This is a genomic window from Candidatus Legionella polyplacis, from assembly GCF_037013735.1.
Lineage (GTDB): Bacteria > Pseudomonadota > Gammaproteobacteria > Legionellales > Legionellaceae > Legionella_E > Legionella_E polyplacis_A.
Genome location: NZ_CP135136.1, coordinates 480,321 through 496,303, shown reverse-complemented (window position 1 = coordinate 496,303; position 15,983 = coordinate 480,321). Strand labels below are relative to the sequence as shown.

The window sequence follows — 15,983 nt, the reverse complement described above, 5'->3', positions numbered from 1 at the left end:
TACTATTTTTTTAAAAAAAACCAACTACATTATAAAATATATTTTATGATAATTTTTTTATAAAAAAATATAAAAAACTAGAAAATTTCTTTATTTTTAAATATAAATTAACTAAATTATAATAATAAAATATTAAATATATTTATTGTACTTAATCCAATTCTAATAATGAAAAATTAGAAACTTCAAAAAATAATTTTTGTGATCTCTTAATTAAAGATAATCTATTAAAATAAATTAAATTATTATTATCCATGATCTTTACATGATTTAAAAGATCATTCAAAAGTTTTCCTAATTTTACTAAATACTTTAAAAGTAATTCACATTCTTTATTGTAAATAAGACTTTTTATTTTTTTTTCAAAAACAATCAAAAACTTAAATAAACTAAATTCAAAATTACTATTAAAAAACAATTCATCAATTACAAAATTATTAAATTTAATTTTTGGTATTTTAAGCAAAAAATTATTAATACGTTTACAAACCGATATTAAAAAACCACATTCTTTCTTAAAAAGAAAAAATTGCTTCAATATTTCAATTTTATTATTAATCTCATAAAAACAATCTTTATTAAAAATAAGTATAGATTCTAATAAAGATTTATTAACACCATTCTTATAACAATAATATTTAAAACGATCAAGAATAAAATTATTCATTTTATTAACAGTATAAATATTATCAAAATTAACAAAATTACAACGAATATAAGTGTTATATACTAAATTAATAAGAAAAGACAAATTAAATGGATAAGAAATATTTAAAAGCAATCGAACCAAAGATAAAGCATACCTTCTTAATTTGAAAGGATCTTTAGATTTTGTAGGTTCGCCATACTTTAAAAACATACCTACAAATGTATCTAAACAATCAGCCAGTGATAAAGCTATTCCTATCCTTGATATAGGTAACGTATCATTAAAAAAACGAGGAAAATACTGTTCTTTTAATGCTGTAGCTACAGACATCCTTTCCCGATTACAAATGGCATAATGGTATCCCACAAAACCTTGTAATTTAGGAAATTCATGTACCATTTCAGTTAATAAATCACATTTAGATAATTTAATAGCCCTCATAACATCATTAATATTTAAACTTAATGGATTTGCCAACGCAGTTTCTATAATATACCTTATACGATAAATTTTTTCTTTCAACGTACCTAAATCTTTTTGAAAGATTATATTATTTAAATTTCTATATCTACTAATCAATGAATATTTTTTATCTTCATTAAAAAAAAAATCAGCATCATTAAGTTTAAAATGGACAGATTTTTCATTATCTCTAATAACTTTATCAAAATTATTACCCACAATATTGGTAACAATAATAAAATATGGACTTAAATAAAATTGTGAATCTTGTAACGCAAAACATCTTTGATTTACTTCTAAAATCTCTATTATTACTTCTTTTGGTAAAATTAAAAACTTTTTAGAAAATTTCCCCAATAAAACTCTTGGCCATTCAACTGTAGAAGTCACTTCATTAATTAAATTTTCTGAAAAAATAACATGAACATTATAATTTCTTTCTATCTTTTTTATTTCATCTAAAATATATTGTTTCCTTGTAAAAAAATTTGGAATAACATAAAATTTATTTAATAATTTTTTGTAAAAACTTGGATGGTCAATATAAATTTTTGATTTCATAAAAAATTTATTACCATAAGTAAAACGTTCAGACTTCAATCCATAAATCATAAAATCAACAACATCTTTTCCCAATAAAAATACTAACCAACGTACAGGTCTAATAAATACAAAATTACTTAAATTCCAACGCATAAACTTAACAGAAGATAAAGAAGAAAAAGATTTTAATATCAATTCGGATAACAAATCTCTAAGTTTTTTTTTGTCTAACGTAGTATAGTATGCTACGTATTTTTTATTATTATAATAAGCAACAGTAATATCTTGTAATGACAAATTATTATTTTTAATAAAGTTTAATAAAATACTGGTTGGTTGTCCTAACTTGTCATAGGACAAGCCATATAATGGACCGTATCGTAAAAAATTACCACTAATTGCTTTTTTTTTCTCTTGAATATTTTTTATATATATAGCTAATCTTCTCGAAGATAAAAATATTTCTTTACATTCATATAAAATGTTATAAGATTTTATACCATCTAAAATTTTTTTAAAAAATATTCCAGAAAAAACCAATAAATCTTTTGATGGTAATTCTTCATACCCTAATTCAAATAAAAAATCAACTCCCATAAAATTTCCTTATTTCTTTAAAGGAAAACCTAAATTTTTACGCTGAACAAAATAAATCCCTGCTATTAAAGTCGATAATTTTCTAATTTTAAAAATATAATCTTGTCTCTCATTAATGGAAAATATTCTTCTAGCCTCTAATAAATTAAAAAAATGAGAAGCTTTTATTACCATCTCATATGCAGGAATAATTAATCCTATAGAAATTAATCTATCAGCTTCATTTTGACAAAACTCAAAATTTTTCAATAAATTATCAATATCAACTAATTTAAAATTATATAGAGACATTTCAACTTCATTTTGATAATAAATTTCTCTATAATTAATTACTTCTCCTTGCTTTGTTTTTGTCCAAGGTATATCAAAAACATTATCTACATCCAATATTAACATAGAAATACGCTCTAATCCATATGTTAGCTCAACAGATATAGGATCACACACCAATCCACCCATTTGTTGAAAATATGTAAATTGCGAAATCTCCAATCCATTTTGCCGAACTTCCCAGCCAACTCCACAAGCTCCCAATGTAGGAGATTCCCAGTTATCTTCTATAAATTGAATGTCATTAATAGACAAATCAATATTTAAATATTTAAGCGAGTCAAAATACATTTCCTGTACATTATCCGGAGATGGTTTTATAATAACTTGAAATTGACAATAATATTGAAGTCGATTAAAACTATTTCCATACCTACCATCTAAAGGTCTTCTAGATGGTTGAAAATAAGATACAAACCAAGGTTCTGGTCCAATAGTACGAAAAAATGAAGCAGGATGAAATGTACCTGCACCAACTTCCATATCTAATGGTTGTAAAAGTAAACAACCACTATTTACCCAAAATTCCTGTAATTTTATAAAAATATCCTGGAAAGTAACTTTACTACTCATAAATATACAAAAATAATAACAAAAAATACCTTTTTATATAAAAAAATTATATTAAAGAAAATTTTTCAATTAATTTCTGTAAAATATTCTCACTAACAAATCCAGGAATAAATACAGGAATATGTTTTGAATCATACTTCAATTTTCCAGATGAAGTTGTTGATGCAATAATAAAAGCTGGAGTTCCCATTAAATGTAATTTATCAGCCAAATTCCTATTAATATCTAAATCTTTAGATATAGAATTGTTTCTTATATCTTTCCTTAACTGAAATAAATCTACTCCAGATAATCTAGCAATATTTACAATCATTCTACCATTTAATTTTCCATGAAAATCCATTAATATATCATGAATATTTTTATATCTTCCTTGAAAGGACGAAGCCAATGAAATTCTAGAAGCAAAATTAGAAATTTTGCCAAATATAGGAAATTCTTTATAAACCACTTTTAAATTATGATTTTTACTAATTAATGAATTTATTATTCTATTCATCTTCTTACAATGAACACATTGATAATCAAAAAATTCAACTAATGTTACAGTACCATTATGATTTCCAACAGTACTTAAATCATCTACAAATAACTGATTAGAATATCTCTTTATAGAGTCTTGAATCTTTTTTTGAAAAACTTCTTGTTGTTTTTGTTGAAGTATTTGAGACACTTCTAAAAGTATCTCAGGATGAGATAATAAATAATTTTTTACTATCAATTCTATATCTTTTCTTTTAACATCTGCAACCTCTGCAAAACTACTATGAATAAATTGCATATTAACGAATGGAAATACAAATATAGAAAAAAACCAAGTAAAAACAGTAAAAAATCTTTTCATAAAAGTTTCCCTTATTTATTTTTGTTTATTCAACTCACTAATTAAACATATAAACGCATAATATATATTGTACCATAAAATTTTAATTCAATTAAAAAACAAATTATTAACTTTATTTTATCAAATACAAATAAATAAAACTTCAACATATCTATAAAGATAATCATCAATATATAAAATCTATCCCCATTATGTTTTTTGTAAAATAAAATTTTATATTATCATATTTACCTTTATTATAATAAATTTTTTCAAAATAAAAAAATCTAAAAATATTCTATTGATTCTTATCAGATAAAAATGATCTTAAAGTACCTTTAGGTAAAAGCATACTAACCGATTGTTTTTGTAAATAAATTTCTACATTCTCAGAAATCATAACTTTTATATAATCAACACTCGTCAATTGAACTATTTTCCCTAAAATTCCATTTGAAATAATAACTTCATCGCCTTTTTTTAATTTACTAATCATATCCCTATGTTCTTTTGCACGCTTATATTGAGGTCTAATAATAACTAAATAAAATAAAACAAATATACCAACAATCATTATCAATGATACAATACCATCACGAGATGATGTTAATGAACCAGATTGATATGAAGCAAATGCTTTATGAATAAATGTCATAAGAACAAATTATCTCCTTTTTTATAACACTGGTAAAAATAAAAATATACTTATCTAAAAAAAATAGGCTGAACGAATCATATTATCATAAAATAACAATAAATAAAAACATAAAGAATAATATACTCTCTATATGACTAAAAAAATACAGATTATCAAAATCTTCTCTAACATACAACAATTATCAATTAACATACGATAATAAAATTCAAATTTACATATTTACCACTTTAAATAAATAAAATATATTTACTTACATATAAATTATGTCATATATGACTGAAACTATGGAGATGGCGGGATTCGAACCCGCGTCCGAAATCTTTTTATCCTTAGCTCTACATGTTTATCTTATTTTATTTTAACAAAATTATAAGTTATTTAATAAGCAAAATTCTTATAAGATTTGTTCATTTATTTAATTTTTTTACTATCGAACAATAAAATGTAAAAAAACTAGCTTATTTATATTTTTATAATATCACTTAGCATAAACAAGCAAAAATCAAAATGATCTTTTACATTAACTATATGTAAATTATATAATTAAATTAAAATAATTACACTGTACATATAGGGATATACTAAATTGCATATACAAAAAACTGATAAGCAAATTTTACTTATGCAGCAATGGACATACTTGTATATGTCATATCATTTTTTGCACTTTTTATAAGAATGTTTTACGAGTATTCTTTCTCGACATGCACCATAAAGATTATTCTAGATTACGTCTAATCCAATCATCCCCCCTATTTTTTTTAATATAAAAGCTAAAATTATTCATATAAAGATATAATATTTATTATAAATCTCTAATATTTTAATAAAAATATTTAATAATCTTAAATAATCATCTCTAAAAAAGATTTTACTAATAAAAATTAATAAACTTTTATTTTAAAATATTTACAAAAAATAATTAACATATTTAATATATGAAGACATCATAACATATATTCCTAAATATATACAACACATATAACTTTATTATACTTAAAAATAAATGACCAAAATAAACAATTATTTAAAAATTAATTTACTAAAATATAATTCATACAGATTATTAAAATATACATAATAACTTTATTTTAAAATAAACTATCTTTCTAAAAATCAATCTACTATTAAATAAATATTTAAGTTTAATCCAATAATTCTATCAAATTTATAAATTTGAGATAAGTAATTAAAAAACTATATAGTACAAAATCACTTGAATATCTTAATTTTAAATTGTACAATCAAACTTAATAAAGTAAAATTACAATTTTTACAAAATTTTTTATAAATAGATCATATTGACTCGAAATAATAATTTTGAAACAATCAAGAATTTTAATAAATAATCTAAATTAATAACACTTTTATTTTAAAAACAATCTTCTTTCTTAAAACAAACATTGTGTATAATGAAACATTTTAAAAATCTAGCTAATGCTATAAGATTTTTGAGTATAGATTCCATAGAAAAAGCAAAATCTGGACATCCAGGAACTCCATTAGGAATGGCAGACATTGCCACAGTTTTATGGAAAAAATTCCTAAAACACAATCCTAAAAATCCATTGTGGTTCAATAGAGATAGATTTATTTTATCGAACGGACATTGTTCAGCATTATTATATTCTTTATTACACATAACTGGATATAATTTATCTATAAAAGATTTAAAAAATTTCCGACAATTACATTCAAAAACACCTGGGCATCCAGAATACTTAAAAACACCAGGAATTGAAGCAACAACTGGACCATTAGGGCAAGGAATAGCTATGGCAATTGGAATTGCTATTGGAGAAAAAAACTTATCTAAAACATTTAATAAACAAAATCTAAACTTAATCGATCACTATACTTATGTCTTTGCCGGAGATGGATGTTTAATGGAAGGTATTTCTCATGAATCTTGTTCATTAGCAGGAACTTTAGGATTAAATAAATTAATTCTATTTTATGATAACAACAATATTTCCATTGACGGAAAAGTAAAAAACTGGTTTAAAGATGATACAAAAAAAAGATTTCAATCTTACAATTGGAAAGTTATAGGACCAATAAATGGACATAACACAAAAGAAATTATAACAGCTATTCAAAAAGCAAGATCAGAAACAAAAAAACCTAGTATTATTATCTGTAAAACAATTATAGGATTTGGATCCCCTATTGCAGGAAATAAAAAATGTCATAGTAATCCACTTGGAAAACATTATATAAAACAAACAAGAAAAATACTTAACTGGACATACCCACCATTTTTTATACCAAAACATATATATAAACAATGGAATCATATAAAAAATGGAGAAAAAGAAGAAAAATCCTGGATAAATATATGTAATAAATATAAAAAAAAATATAAAAATGATTATCACGAATTTTTACGTCGCATAAATAAAACATTACCAAAACAATGGAAATGTTTTAAAGAATCTTTAATAAAAAAATATACATCTAACAATAAACATAAATATCAATCTACAAGAAATATATCCCAAAAATGTATTCAAAATTTTACAAAAATACTTCCAGAAATATTTGGAGGATCCTCAGATCTAACTGAATCTAATAAAACTGGATTTCAGAACAAAAACGCAATAAATAATAATAATTTTCCAGGAAATTACATACATTATGGTGTAAGAGAATTTGCTATGGCATCTATTATGAATGGATTATCATTGTATGGGGGACATATTCCATATGGAGGAACATTTCTAGTATTTTCAGATTATGCAAAAAGCGCAATACGTATGAGTGCATTAATGAAACAACATGTTATTTATATATTCACTCATGATTCAATTGGAATTGGAGAAGACGGACCAACACATCAACCTATTGAACAAATTTCTATGTTACGTAACATACCAAATATAGAAATATGGAGACCATCTAACTCAATAGAAACTATCATTGCCTGGATCGAAATTATAGAACATAATTCAGGTCCATCTTGTTTAATTCTATCAAAACAAAAATTACCAGAACTAAAACATACCAATATAAACATAAATAACATAAAAAAAGGAGGATATATTATAGACGATACATACAAAAAATTAAATATAATTTTAATATCTACTGGATCAGAATTACAACTAGCTATTTCTGCAAAAAAATGCCTACAAAAATTAGGATATAATATAAGAGTAATCTCTATGCCTTGTTGTGAGCGTTTTTTATCACAAAAAAGTACATATAAAGAATATGTATTACCAAAATTTATAAAAAAAAGAATAGCTATTGAAGCTTCCAGTACATTTTATTGGCATAAATTTGTTGGATTAGACGGATTAATAATCGGAATAAACGAATTTGGAATATCTGCCCCTGAGAAACAAATTTTTACATATTTTAAAATTACTATAAAAAACATTATAAATAAAGCAAAAGAAATATTGGAGAATTAAAAATGATTCGAATCGCCATAAATGGATATGGACGAATTGGAAGATGTATTTTAAGAACTATTTTTGAAAATAAAAAAGAACATAAATTTAATATCATCGCTATTAATGACTTGACAGATATTAAAACAATTGCACACTTAACAAAATATGATTCCACTCATGGAAAATTTAAATACCCAATAAATTTTAATCATAAATATTTATTTATTAAGAATCATACTATTATATTTTTTTCTGAGAAAAATCCTATCAATCTTCCTTGGAAATTATTAAACATAGATTTAGTCTTTGAATGTACTGGACTATTTACAACCAAAAAACAAGTAAAACAACATTTATTAGCTGGTGCTAAAAAAGTTATTATTTCTGCACCAAGTAATGCAGCTGATGCCACTATAGTTTATGGAGTTAATCATAAAAAAATAAAATCGACAAATAATATCATATCTAATGCTTCATGTACAACAAATTGTTTAGCTATTGTAATAAAACCATTACATAAATTTATAGGAATTCAAAAGGGACTAGTAAATACAATACATTCTTATACACAAGATCAATGTTTAGTTGATAATATACATAAAGATTTATGTCGAGCAAGATCAGCAACTCAATCAATTATCCCAACCAAAACAAGCGCTATAAAAACAATAGATTTAATCTTGCCAGAATTATCTGGAAAATTAAATGGACTATCCATGAGAGTTCCAACATTAAATGTTTCAGCAATTGACTTAACTTTTATTTCAAAAAAAAATACATGTATTAACGAAATACATGATATTATGTATAAATCGAAAAGCAACATTCTACATATAACACAAGAACCTTTAGTATCTTGTGATTACAATCACAGTTCAGCATCAGCAATTTTTGATACAACTCAAACAAAAGTAATAAAAAATCTAATAAAAATTATTGCATGGTATGATAATGAATGGGGATTTTCCAATCGAATGATCGATACTGGAAATTATTTATTTAAATTAATTAAAAATTAAATTTTATGATAAAAAAAATAATTAAAATTAATGATATAAATTTTTTTCAAAAACAAGTAGTTATTAGAGAAGATTTTAATGTGCCAATCAAAAATAATATAATTATTAATGATGAACGATTAAAAGCCGCTATACCTACTTTAAAAAGTATTTTAAAAAAAGGAGCTTCCATTATTGTTTTATCTCACTTAGGAAGACCAAAAGAAGGTAAATTTGATAAAAATTTTTCTTTAAAACCTATCGTTAAATATTTTAAAAAAAAATTAAATTATCCAATATCATTTGTTAGTAATTACCTAAATAAAAAAATCTGTACAAAACCAAAAGAACTAATTATTTGTGAAAATGTACGATTTAACATTGGAGAAAAATCAAATAATAAATATTTAGCAAAAAAATTATCTAATTTAGGAGAAATATTTATTATGGACGCATTTGGAGTTTCCCATAGAATACATGCATCAACATATGGAATAGCAAAATATGCTCGCATAGCTATAGCCGGACCTTTATTTATAAAAGAACTTACCACATTACAAAATACCTTTAAAAACTTAAAAAAACCAATAATTACCATCATTGGAGGAGCCAAAATATCTAATAAACTAGAGTTGTTAAAAAAAATTTTAACACGCACCAATTACTTAATTTTAGGAGGATGTTTAATTAACATATTTATTAAAACTAAAATAATACAAACAAAAATATTTCCATATAAAAAAAAATTACTTAAAGAAACTAAACAAATAATAGAACTTTCTAAAACAAACAAATGTAAAATTCCATTTCCAATAGATGTTATAGTAAATAAACCATTTTCAAATACACATTTAGCATACAATAAATATATTACAAATATAAATAATAATGATACTATTATGGACATAGGACCAAATACAATTAATCGTTACATTAATTATATTCACAAAGCAAAAACTATTATATGGAATGGACCATTAGGTGCATTTGAATTTCCACAATTTTCATATGGAACAAAAAAAATAGCGAGAACTGTTGCTAATAGTTCAGCGCTATCTATTATTGGAGGAGGAGATACAATATCTGCAATTAATCAATATAATTTACTAAAAAAAATTGATTATATCTCCACTGGAGGTGGAGCATTTATTTATTATTTCACAAAACGAACACTACCAATAATACCTATTTTAGAAAAAAAATTAAAAATAAACACTCAATAAGATACTGATTTAAAAAATAAATATTTAGAACACACATGCCATCACCAATAATAATAAAAAAACATAAAAAAATCATTGTTAATGGAGCAAATGGGAAAATGGGAAAAATGATATGTTCCGCTATAAAAAATAACCCTAACTTTATTTTATCTGCAAAACTAACAAAAACCGACAACTTAGAAAGGGCAATAAAAAAAACAAATACAAAAATTGTTATTGATTTTACAAACTCAAATTCTGTGTATAAAAATACATTAACTATTATAAATAACAATGTTCATCCTATCATTGGAACCAGTGGTCTGACTAATTCACAAATAAAAAAACTAAAAACTATCTGTAAAAAAAAAAAATTAGGAGGATTAATTGTCCCAAATTTTTCTATCAGTTCTATTGTAATGCAATACATAACACGAAAAATAACAAATTGGTTTAAAGAAATTGAAATTATAGAAATGCATCATAAAAATAAAAAAGATATTCCATCCTACACTGCAATAAAAACTGCAGAAATTATAAAAAATAGTTTTTTAACAAGAAATAAAAAAAATCTTACTTCTAAGCACAAAACATTTAATAAACATAATAAAAAAATAAATTTCATTAAAAAAATACCTATTCATTCATTAAGAATGTCAGGAATATTATCCTGCCAACAAATAATCTTTAGCAATATCGGTGAAACACTTACGATATCACAAAATAATATAAACAGAAAAAGTTTCTTACCAGGAATAATTTTATCTTGTCAAAAAGTATCTAAATTAAAATCATTACACTTAGGATTAGAAAAAATCCTTATAAAAAATAAATATTAATCACTTAATACTATATTAAATTTTCTATTTTATATCTAAAAAAATCTAAAATTCATCATAAAATATAAATAATATAAAACTAATCATTTTACTAATTTTATCCATATTTATACATATATTTAAAATAAAATCTATTTTTGACTTGAATAAATTAAAAATTCAATAGATAATATATATGATTTTTAAAAAAACAAAAATTCATGAATCAAACATTTTTTTTTATAAACAAACATCCAATATTATTATTGTTGTTAACAATAACAATAATATCTATCCTAATTAATGAAATTAAAATAAAAAAAAATCAACCACAAACGATAAATCCAAAAGAATTAATTCAATGGATTAACTATAACAATGCTATAGTTATTGATTTAAGAAATGAAAAATTATTTAAAGATGGACATATCATTAATTCTATAAAAATACAATTTAACCAAACAAAATTTGAAGAAAAAAAATTAGAAAAATACAAAAAAAACCCATTAATTTTAACATGTTCTAATGGATTAACATCTATGAAAATAGGAATGCAACTTAAAAAAAATGGATTTTCAAATATCATGATTTTATCTGGAGGAATATCAAACTGGATAAATCATAAACTTCCATTGATAAAAAACAATATAAAATAAATAATTAAATGCTAATTCATATAAAAAATACTTAATGATATTAAATCAATTTAAATATAAAAATATTTTAAAACAATAAAGATTTTAAAATCAAATATTTACAACATCAATAAAAAAAATACTAAATTTTATTTAAAAATTTAAAAAAAATTATATTTTTATGTCAATACTAAAAAACAACAATAAACAATTCGATAATCAAGATATCCAACTAATCATACAAAGGATCTATATCAAAGATTCATCTTTTGAATCTCCAAATACTCCATTAATATTTAAACAACAATGGGAGCCCAAAATAGAAATAGATTTAAATACTCATTATTTAGTACTAGAAAAAAATACATATGAAGTTATACTTGTATTAACAGTTACTGTAAAAAATGAAAATATTATAGCTTTTATATCTGAAATAAAACAAGCTGGAATTTTTCTTGTAAACAAAAAAATAAAAAATAAACAACATTTAAACTATATGTTAAAAAGCTATTGTCCTAATATTTTATTTCCATATGCCAGAGAAGCCAATTCATCTCAAATAACTAGAGGAAGCTTTCCACAATTAATATTGTCACCTATCAATTTTGATAATTTATATTTACAAAATCTTAAAAATAATAAAAATCAATAATAAAATTATAATTAAAATTTATACTTATTTTCCTTATGAAAAAAAAAACTATAACTATACTTGGTGCTGGAACATTTGGAACTGCCATAGCCATTCATTTATCTCGTAATCAACATAAAGTAATGCTTTGGAGTCAAAATTCTAATCACATAAAAAGTATATACAAAGAACAGCGCAACATGAAATATTTATCAGAAATCCATTTATCAAACTTAATCATTCCAACCAATAATTTTGAAAAATGTTTAAAAAAATCCGACGAAATAATAATAGCTATACCAGCAAATGGATTTACCAGCGTAATAAATAAATTTACAAAACCTCCTAAAAGGATATCATGGGTTACTAAAGGAATTGATCCAATAAATAACAAACTATTTAGCGAAATTATATTCTCAAAATGGGGTAAGCAATTTCCTATAGGAATAATAGCAGGACCTTCTTTTGCAAAAGAATTTGCAAATTCCTTACCAACATCAATGATGATAGCAAGCAATAATGTTCAATATCAAAAAATACTAAAAAAATTATTACATCATAATAACTTACATATCTATAATAGTAAAGATATTATAGGAATACAACTATGTGGAGCAATAAAAAATATATTAGCCATCATGTGTGGAATCATAGACGAATTAAAATATGGTAAAAATGCTCGAGCTATTTTAATTACGAAAGGATTATCCGAAATGATAAAATTAGGTATAAAAATGGGAGCCAAAAAAAAAACTTTCATAGGATTAGCAGGAATAGGAGATCTGATTCTAACTTGTACCAGTAATCAATCAAGAAATTACAAATTTGGAACATATATAGGAAAAAATAAAAATATCAATAAAGCCAAATCTCTTATCTCAAATGTTATAGAAGGAATTAATAATGCTGCACAAATATATAAAATATCCAAAAAATATAAAGTAAATTTACCCATATGCAAACAAATAAATTTACTATTAAATAATAAAATTACAATCAAAAAAGCAATTTACAATATTTTTAATTAATATCAACAAATACAAAAAACATAATATCTTTATAATTAAAATAAAATCTAAAAACATTTATTTAAAATCAAAACTTAAATGGACATTAATAATCAAACAACACATAATCTCTTCTCTATAAAATATTTACACATAAACCTTCAACAATTTTAATAATAAAAATAAAAAATTTTATTAAAAACTATATATTTATACCCAGAACTGGATTCGAACCAGCATGGAGCTTATGATTCTCCGAGGGATTTTAAGTCCCTTGCGTCTACCTATTTCGCCATCTGGGCTATAAATTTTTAAATCAACTATACTCTTATAAAAAAAGGCTGAGGTCGGATTTGAACCGACGTATACGGCTTTGCAGGCCGCTGCATAACCACTCTGCCACACAGCCCCACTAATTATTTTTTCTATTTATACTATTCTACGATATAAAAATAAAAACAATAAAATATTTTTATAAACAATATGAATTTTGATTCAAATAAAATCAAATAATAAATCAAGAGCGGGAAACGAGATTCGAACTCGCGACCACAATCTTGGCAAGATTGTACTCTACCAACTGAGCTATTCCCGCAAATTTTATTTCATTAAAATTCAAATTTTATATTAAAATTAACTTATGTCAATAAACTCAAATTTAAATATTAAATTTATATAAAAAATATCATTAAATACAAAACAAATCATTAGAAATATTTAAAAAAAAATTCTTTTAAATATAAAATTATACTTTTTTTAAAATTTTTTTCTATAATTTAATTATTATAATATATTAATTGAGCTCGAACTATACTTATATATATAATCATAGACCATAATGTTAAAATCACAGAAACATACAATAATACTAATCCAACAAAAAAATAAAAAGAATGGAAAGAATTAAAAAAAATTAATAAAAAAAGTGCAATCATTTGTATTAAGGTCTTTACTTTTCCAATATATTTAACTGCAATACTAGTTCGATCACCCATTCCAGCCATCCATTCTCTTAAAGCAGATATTATAATTTCTCTTCCAATAATAATAAATGCAGGAACAATAATATTATTTATACATTTAGATCCAACTAACAATAATAAACTGCAAACTACTAATAACTTATCTGCAACTGGATCTAAAAATGCACCAAATACTGATATTTGTCTTAATTTTCTAGCTAAATACCCATCTAAACAATCTGTAAAACTAGCAAAGGCAAAAACAATAGCTGCTAATTTATTTGACCAAAAAAATGGTAAATAAAAAATTAAAATAAATATAGGTATCAATACTATACGTACAAAAGTTAAAAAATTAGGAACATTTATAAATATATTCATCATCTAATTTATTTTAACAAAACTATTAAATTAAACTAAATTTAATTTCTCTAATTTTAAATATTATTTATTATTTTAACAATTTTTTTTTATATAATTTAAAATTAAATTCATTTTTTTTTAAAATTTTACTTAAGATTTAAAATATTTAATTTTTATAAAAATATTATACTCATTATTACTTTATTTTTTATAAAGTCAATAAACATTAATTTTAATCAAAATATTATAAAAATAACATTAAAAATATTTATTAATATATGTTAATCAAGAATTAAAATAAAAATTACTACTACGAAATTCCTTTAATAACCTAAAAAAATTTTTATCCAATAAAGACTGAAACTTATAAAATTTTTTATCTATAGTAAAAGATATTGATTCAGCATGTAAATATAATCTATCAATAGAAAAATTTATTGTTTTCAATGTATCTAAAAACATATTTCCATATTTTTTATCTCCAATTATAGGATTTCCTAAATAAGAACTATGCACTCTGATTTGATGAGTTCTTCCAGTTTTCGGAATGATTTTTACTAGACAAGCATTTTGATAATTCTCCAATAAATAAAACATTGTCAACGAATATTTACCTAATTTTTTAGAAATAATAATTTTTTTTCCAAAACGTGTTCTAACTTTTTTTAATCTCACATTAACACTAACTGTATCTGGATGTTTCCAAGTATTTAACAATAAAGCTAAATAAACCTTTTTCACTTTACGATCTTCCAACAATTTTCCAATATACTTAGAAACACTACGTTTCTTGGAAATTAATAAACAACCGGAAGTTTCTTTATCTAGTCTATGAATTAAATTAAGATAAAACAAGTCTTTACGAATCTCACGTAAAGCCTCAATAACCCCTATACATAATCCACTACCCCCATGAACAGCTAAATTTGACGGTTTATTTATTACTAATAATTGATCATTTTCAAAAATCACACTCTTACTTAAACTATATTTGATTTGATAATTAATAAATATATTATTCTTCTTTTTTTCTGTAAAATATACAGATGACACTTGTATCTCATCTTTATAAGAAAGACGCAAGGAAACATTAACTTTTTTCTTATTAACACGTACTAATCCTATTCTAATAATTTTATAAATATGACTTTTTGGAACTCCCTTCAAAATTCGAATAAGATAATTATCTAATCTTTGCCCTATGTAATCAGAATGAATTATTTTATATGATTTTAACATCTCTATTTTAAAATATCTTACAAAAAACATATTATATTGCTAAATAAAACTATTAAATTTTTTTTTAAAAAAAATTCTTATTTAGAATATTCTAC

The 15,983-nt window shown here is 22.7% G+C and carries 13 protein-coding genes, 3 tRNA genes and 1 other RNA gene; 7 read left to right on the top strand and 10 right to left on the bottom strand.

Annotation, left to right across the window (positions count from 1 at the left end; translation table 11 throughout):
• Nucleotides 1-151: 151 nt before the first annotated feature.
• The 5 genes from glyS to ssrA form a co-directional block, all read right to left on the bottom strand.
• Nucleotides 152-2,251, bottom strand: a complete 2,100-nt coding sequence (gene glyS, locus RQL38_RS02445; RefSeq protein WP_338521512.1) for a glycine--tRNA ligase subunit beta — start codon at nt 2,249-2,251, stop codon at nt 152-154.
• A 9-nt stretch (nt 2,252-2,260) separates the two neighbouring features.
• Nucleotides 2,261-3,154 (bottom strand): glycine--tRNA ligase subunit alpha, encoded by an 894-nt coding sequence (gene glyQ, locus RQL38_RS02440; protein ID WP_338521510.1) that lies wholly within the window; start codon nt 3,152-3,154, stop codon nt 2,261-2,263.
• Nucleotides 3,155-3,200: 46 nt separating this feature from the next.
• Complete coding sequence (locus RQL38_RS02435) at nt 3,201-3,998, bottom strand: DsbA family protein (RefSeq protein WP_338521509.1); 798 nt, start codon at nt 3,996-3,998, stop codon at nt 3,201-3,203.
• A gap of 277 nt (nt 3,999-4,275) precedes the next feature.
• Nucleotides 4,276-4,632: a preprotein translocase subunit YajC gene (yajC, locus tag RQL38_RS02430; RefSeq protein ID WP_338521508.1), complete on the bottom strand. Its 357-nt coding sequence runs from the start codon at nt 4,630-4,632 to the stop codon at nt 4,276-4,278.
• Nucleotides 4,633-4,917: 285 nt separating this feature from the next.
• Nucleotides 4,918-5,386, bottom strand: a transfer-messenger RNA (tmRNA) gene (ssrA, locus tag RQL38_RS02425).
• A 661-nt stretch (nt 5,387-6,047) separates the two neighbouring features.
• On the opposite strand from ssrA, the gene tkt reads away from it, so the two are divergent.
• The 7 genes from tkt (at nt 6,048) to RQL38_RS02390 (ending at nt 13,345) form a co-directional block, all read left to right on the top strand.
• Entirely contained in the window at nt 6,048-8,051 is a 2,004-nt protein-coding gene (gene tkt / locus RQL38_RS02420) for a transketolase (RefSeq protein ID WP_338521506.1), read from the top strand.
• A gap of 2 nt (nt 8,052-8,053) precedes the next feature.
• Entirely contained in the window at nt 8,054-9,052 is a 999-nt protein-coding gene (gene gap / locus RQL38_RS02415) for a type I glyceraldehyde-3-phosphate dehydrogenase (RefSeq protein WP_338521504.1), read from the top strand.
• 5 nt (nt 9,053-9,057) lie between these two features.
• A complete protein-coding gene (locus RQL38_RS02410; RefSeq protein WP_338521502.1) occupies nt 9,058-10,254 on the top strand; it encodes a phosphoglycerate kinase in 1,197 nt (398 codons plus the stop codon).
• 35 nt (nt 10,255-10,289) lie between these two features.
• Nucleotides 10,290-11,072 carry a 4-hydroxy-tetrahydrodipicolinate reductase gene (gene dapB, locus RQL38_RS02405; protein WP_338521500.1) on the top strand — a complete coding sequence of 261 codons (783 nt, stop codon included), beginning with the start codon at nt 10,290-10,292 and terminating at the stop codon, nt 11,070-11,072.
• Nucleotides 11,073-11,272: 200 nt separating this feature from the next.
• A complete protein-coding gene (locus RQL38_RS02400) occupies nt 11,273-11,707 on the top strand; it encodes a rhodanese-like domain-containing protein (RefSeq protein WP_338521498.1) in 435 nt (144 codons plus the stop codon).
• Between the two features lie 160 nt (nt 11,708-11,867).
• Nucleotides 11,868-12,338: a protein-export chaperone SecB gene (gene secB / locus RQL38_RS02395; RefSeq protein WP_338521496.1), complete on the top strand. Its 471-nt coding sequence runs from the start codon at nt 11,868-11,870 to the stop codon at nt 12,336-12,338.
• Between the two features lie 35 nt (nt 12,339-12,373).
• Nucleotides 12,374-13,345 (top strand): NAD(P)H-dependent glycerol-3-phosphate dehydrogenase, encoded by a 972-nt coding sequence (locus RQL38_RS02390; RefSeq protein ID WP_338521494.1) that lies wholly within the window; start codon nt 12,374-12,376, stop codon nt 13,343-13,345.
• 192 nt (nt 13,346-13,537) lie between these two features.
• On the opposite strand, the gene RQL38_RS02385 is transcribed toward RQL38_RS02390, so the two are convergent.
• From RQL38_RS02385 to RQL38_RS02365, 5 genes are all read right to left on the bottom strand, one after another.
• Nucleotides 13,538-13,626 (bottom strand) — tRNA-Leu (locus RQL38_RS02385).
• Between the two features lie 36 nt (nt 13,627-13,662).
• A tRNA-Cys gene (locus RQL38_RS02380) sits at nt 13,663-13,733 on the bottom strand.
• A 113-nt stretch (nt 13,734-13,846) separates the two neighbouring features.
• Nucleotides 13,847-13,919: transfer RNA gene (locus RQL38_RS02375), tRNA-Gly, on the bottom strand.
• Nucleotides 13,920-14,100: 181 nt separating this feature from the next.
• Complete coding sequence (gene pgsA, locus RQL38_RS02370) at nt 14,101-14,667, bottom strand: CDP-diacylglycerol--glycerol-3-phosphate 3-phosphatidyltransferase (RefSeq protein ID WP_338521492.1); 567 nt, start codon at nt 14,665-14,667, stop codon at nt 14,101-14,103.
• A 267-nt stretch (nt 14,668-14,934) separates the two neighbouring features.
• Nucleotides 14,935-15,918, bottom strand: coding sequence for an RluA family pseudouridine synthase (locus RQL38_RS02365; RefSeq protein ID WP_338521491.1), 984 nt, complete (start codon nt 15,916-15,918; stop codon nt 14,935-14,937).
• Nucleotides 15,919-15,983 lie beyond the last annotated feature (65 nt).

Excerpts from the sequence above, each read along its gene's own strand:
- glyS (WP_338521512.1), bottom strand. The coding sequence starts at position 2,251 with ATGGGAGTTGATTTTTTATTTGAATTAGGGTATGAAGAATTACCATCA.
- glyQ (WP_338521510.1), bottom strand. The coding sequence starts at position 3,154 with ATGAGTAGTAAAGTTACTTTCCAGGATATTTTTATAAAATTACAGGAA.
- RQL38_RS02435 (WP_338521509.1), bottom strand. The coding sequence starts at position 3,998 with ATGAAAAGATTTTTTACTGTTTTTACTTGGTTTTTTTCTATATTTGTA.
- yajC (WP_338521508.1), bottom strand. The coding sequence starts at position 4,632 with ATGACATTTATTCATAAAGCATTTGCTTCATATCAATCTGGTTCATTA.
- tkt (WP_338521506.1), top strand. The coding sequence starts at position 6,048 with ATGAAACATTTTAAAAATCTAGCTAATGCTATAAGATTTTTGAGTATA.
- gap (WP_338521504.1), top strand. The coding sequence starts at position 8,054 with ATGATTCGAATCGCCATAAATGGATATGGACGAATTGGAAGATGTATT.
- RQL38_RS02410 (WP_338521502.1), top strand. The coding sequence starts at position 9,058 with ATGATAAAAAAAATAATTAAAATTAATGATATAAATTTTTTTCAAAAA.
- dapB (WP_338521500.1), top strand. The coding sequence starts at position 10,290 with ATGCCATCACCAATAATAATAAAAAAACATAAAAAAATCATTGTTAAT.
- RQL38_RS02400 (WP_338521498.1), top strand. The coding sequence starts at position 11,273 with ATGAATCAAACATTTTTTTTTATAAACAAACATCCAATATTATTATTG.
- secB (WP_338521496.1), top strand. The coding sequence starts at position 11,868 with ATGTCAATACTAAAAAACAACAATAAACAATTCGATAATCAAGATATC.
- RQL38_RS02390 (WP_338521494.1), top strand. The coding sequence starts at position 12,374 with ATGAAAAAAAAAACTATAACTATACTTGGTGCTGGAACATTTGGAACT.
- pgsA (WP_338521492.1), bottom strand. The coding sequence starts at position 14,667 with ATGAATATATTTATAAATGTTCCTAATTTTTTAACTTTTGTACGTATA.
- RQL38_RS02365 (WP_338521491.1), bottom strand. The coding sequence starts at position 15,918 with ATGTTTTTTGTAAGATATTTTAAAATAGAGATGTTAAAATCATATAAA.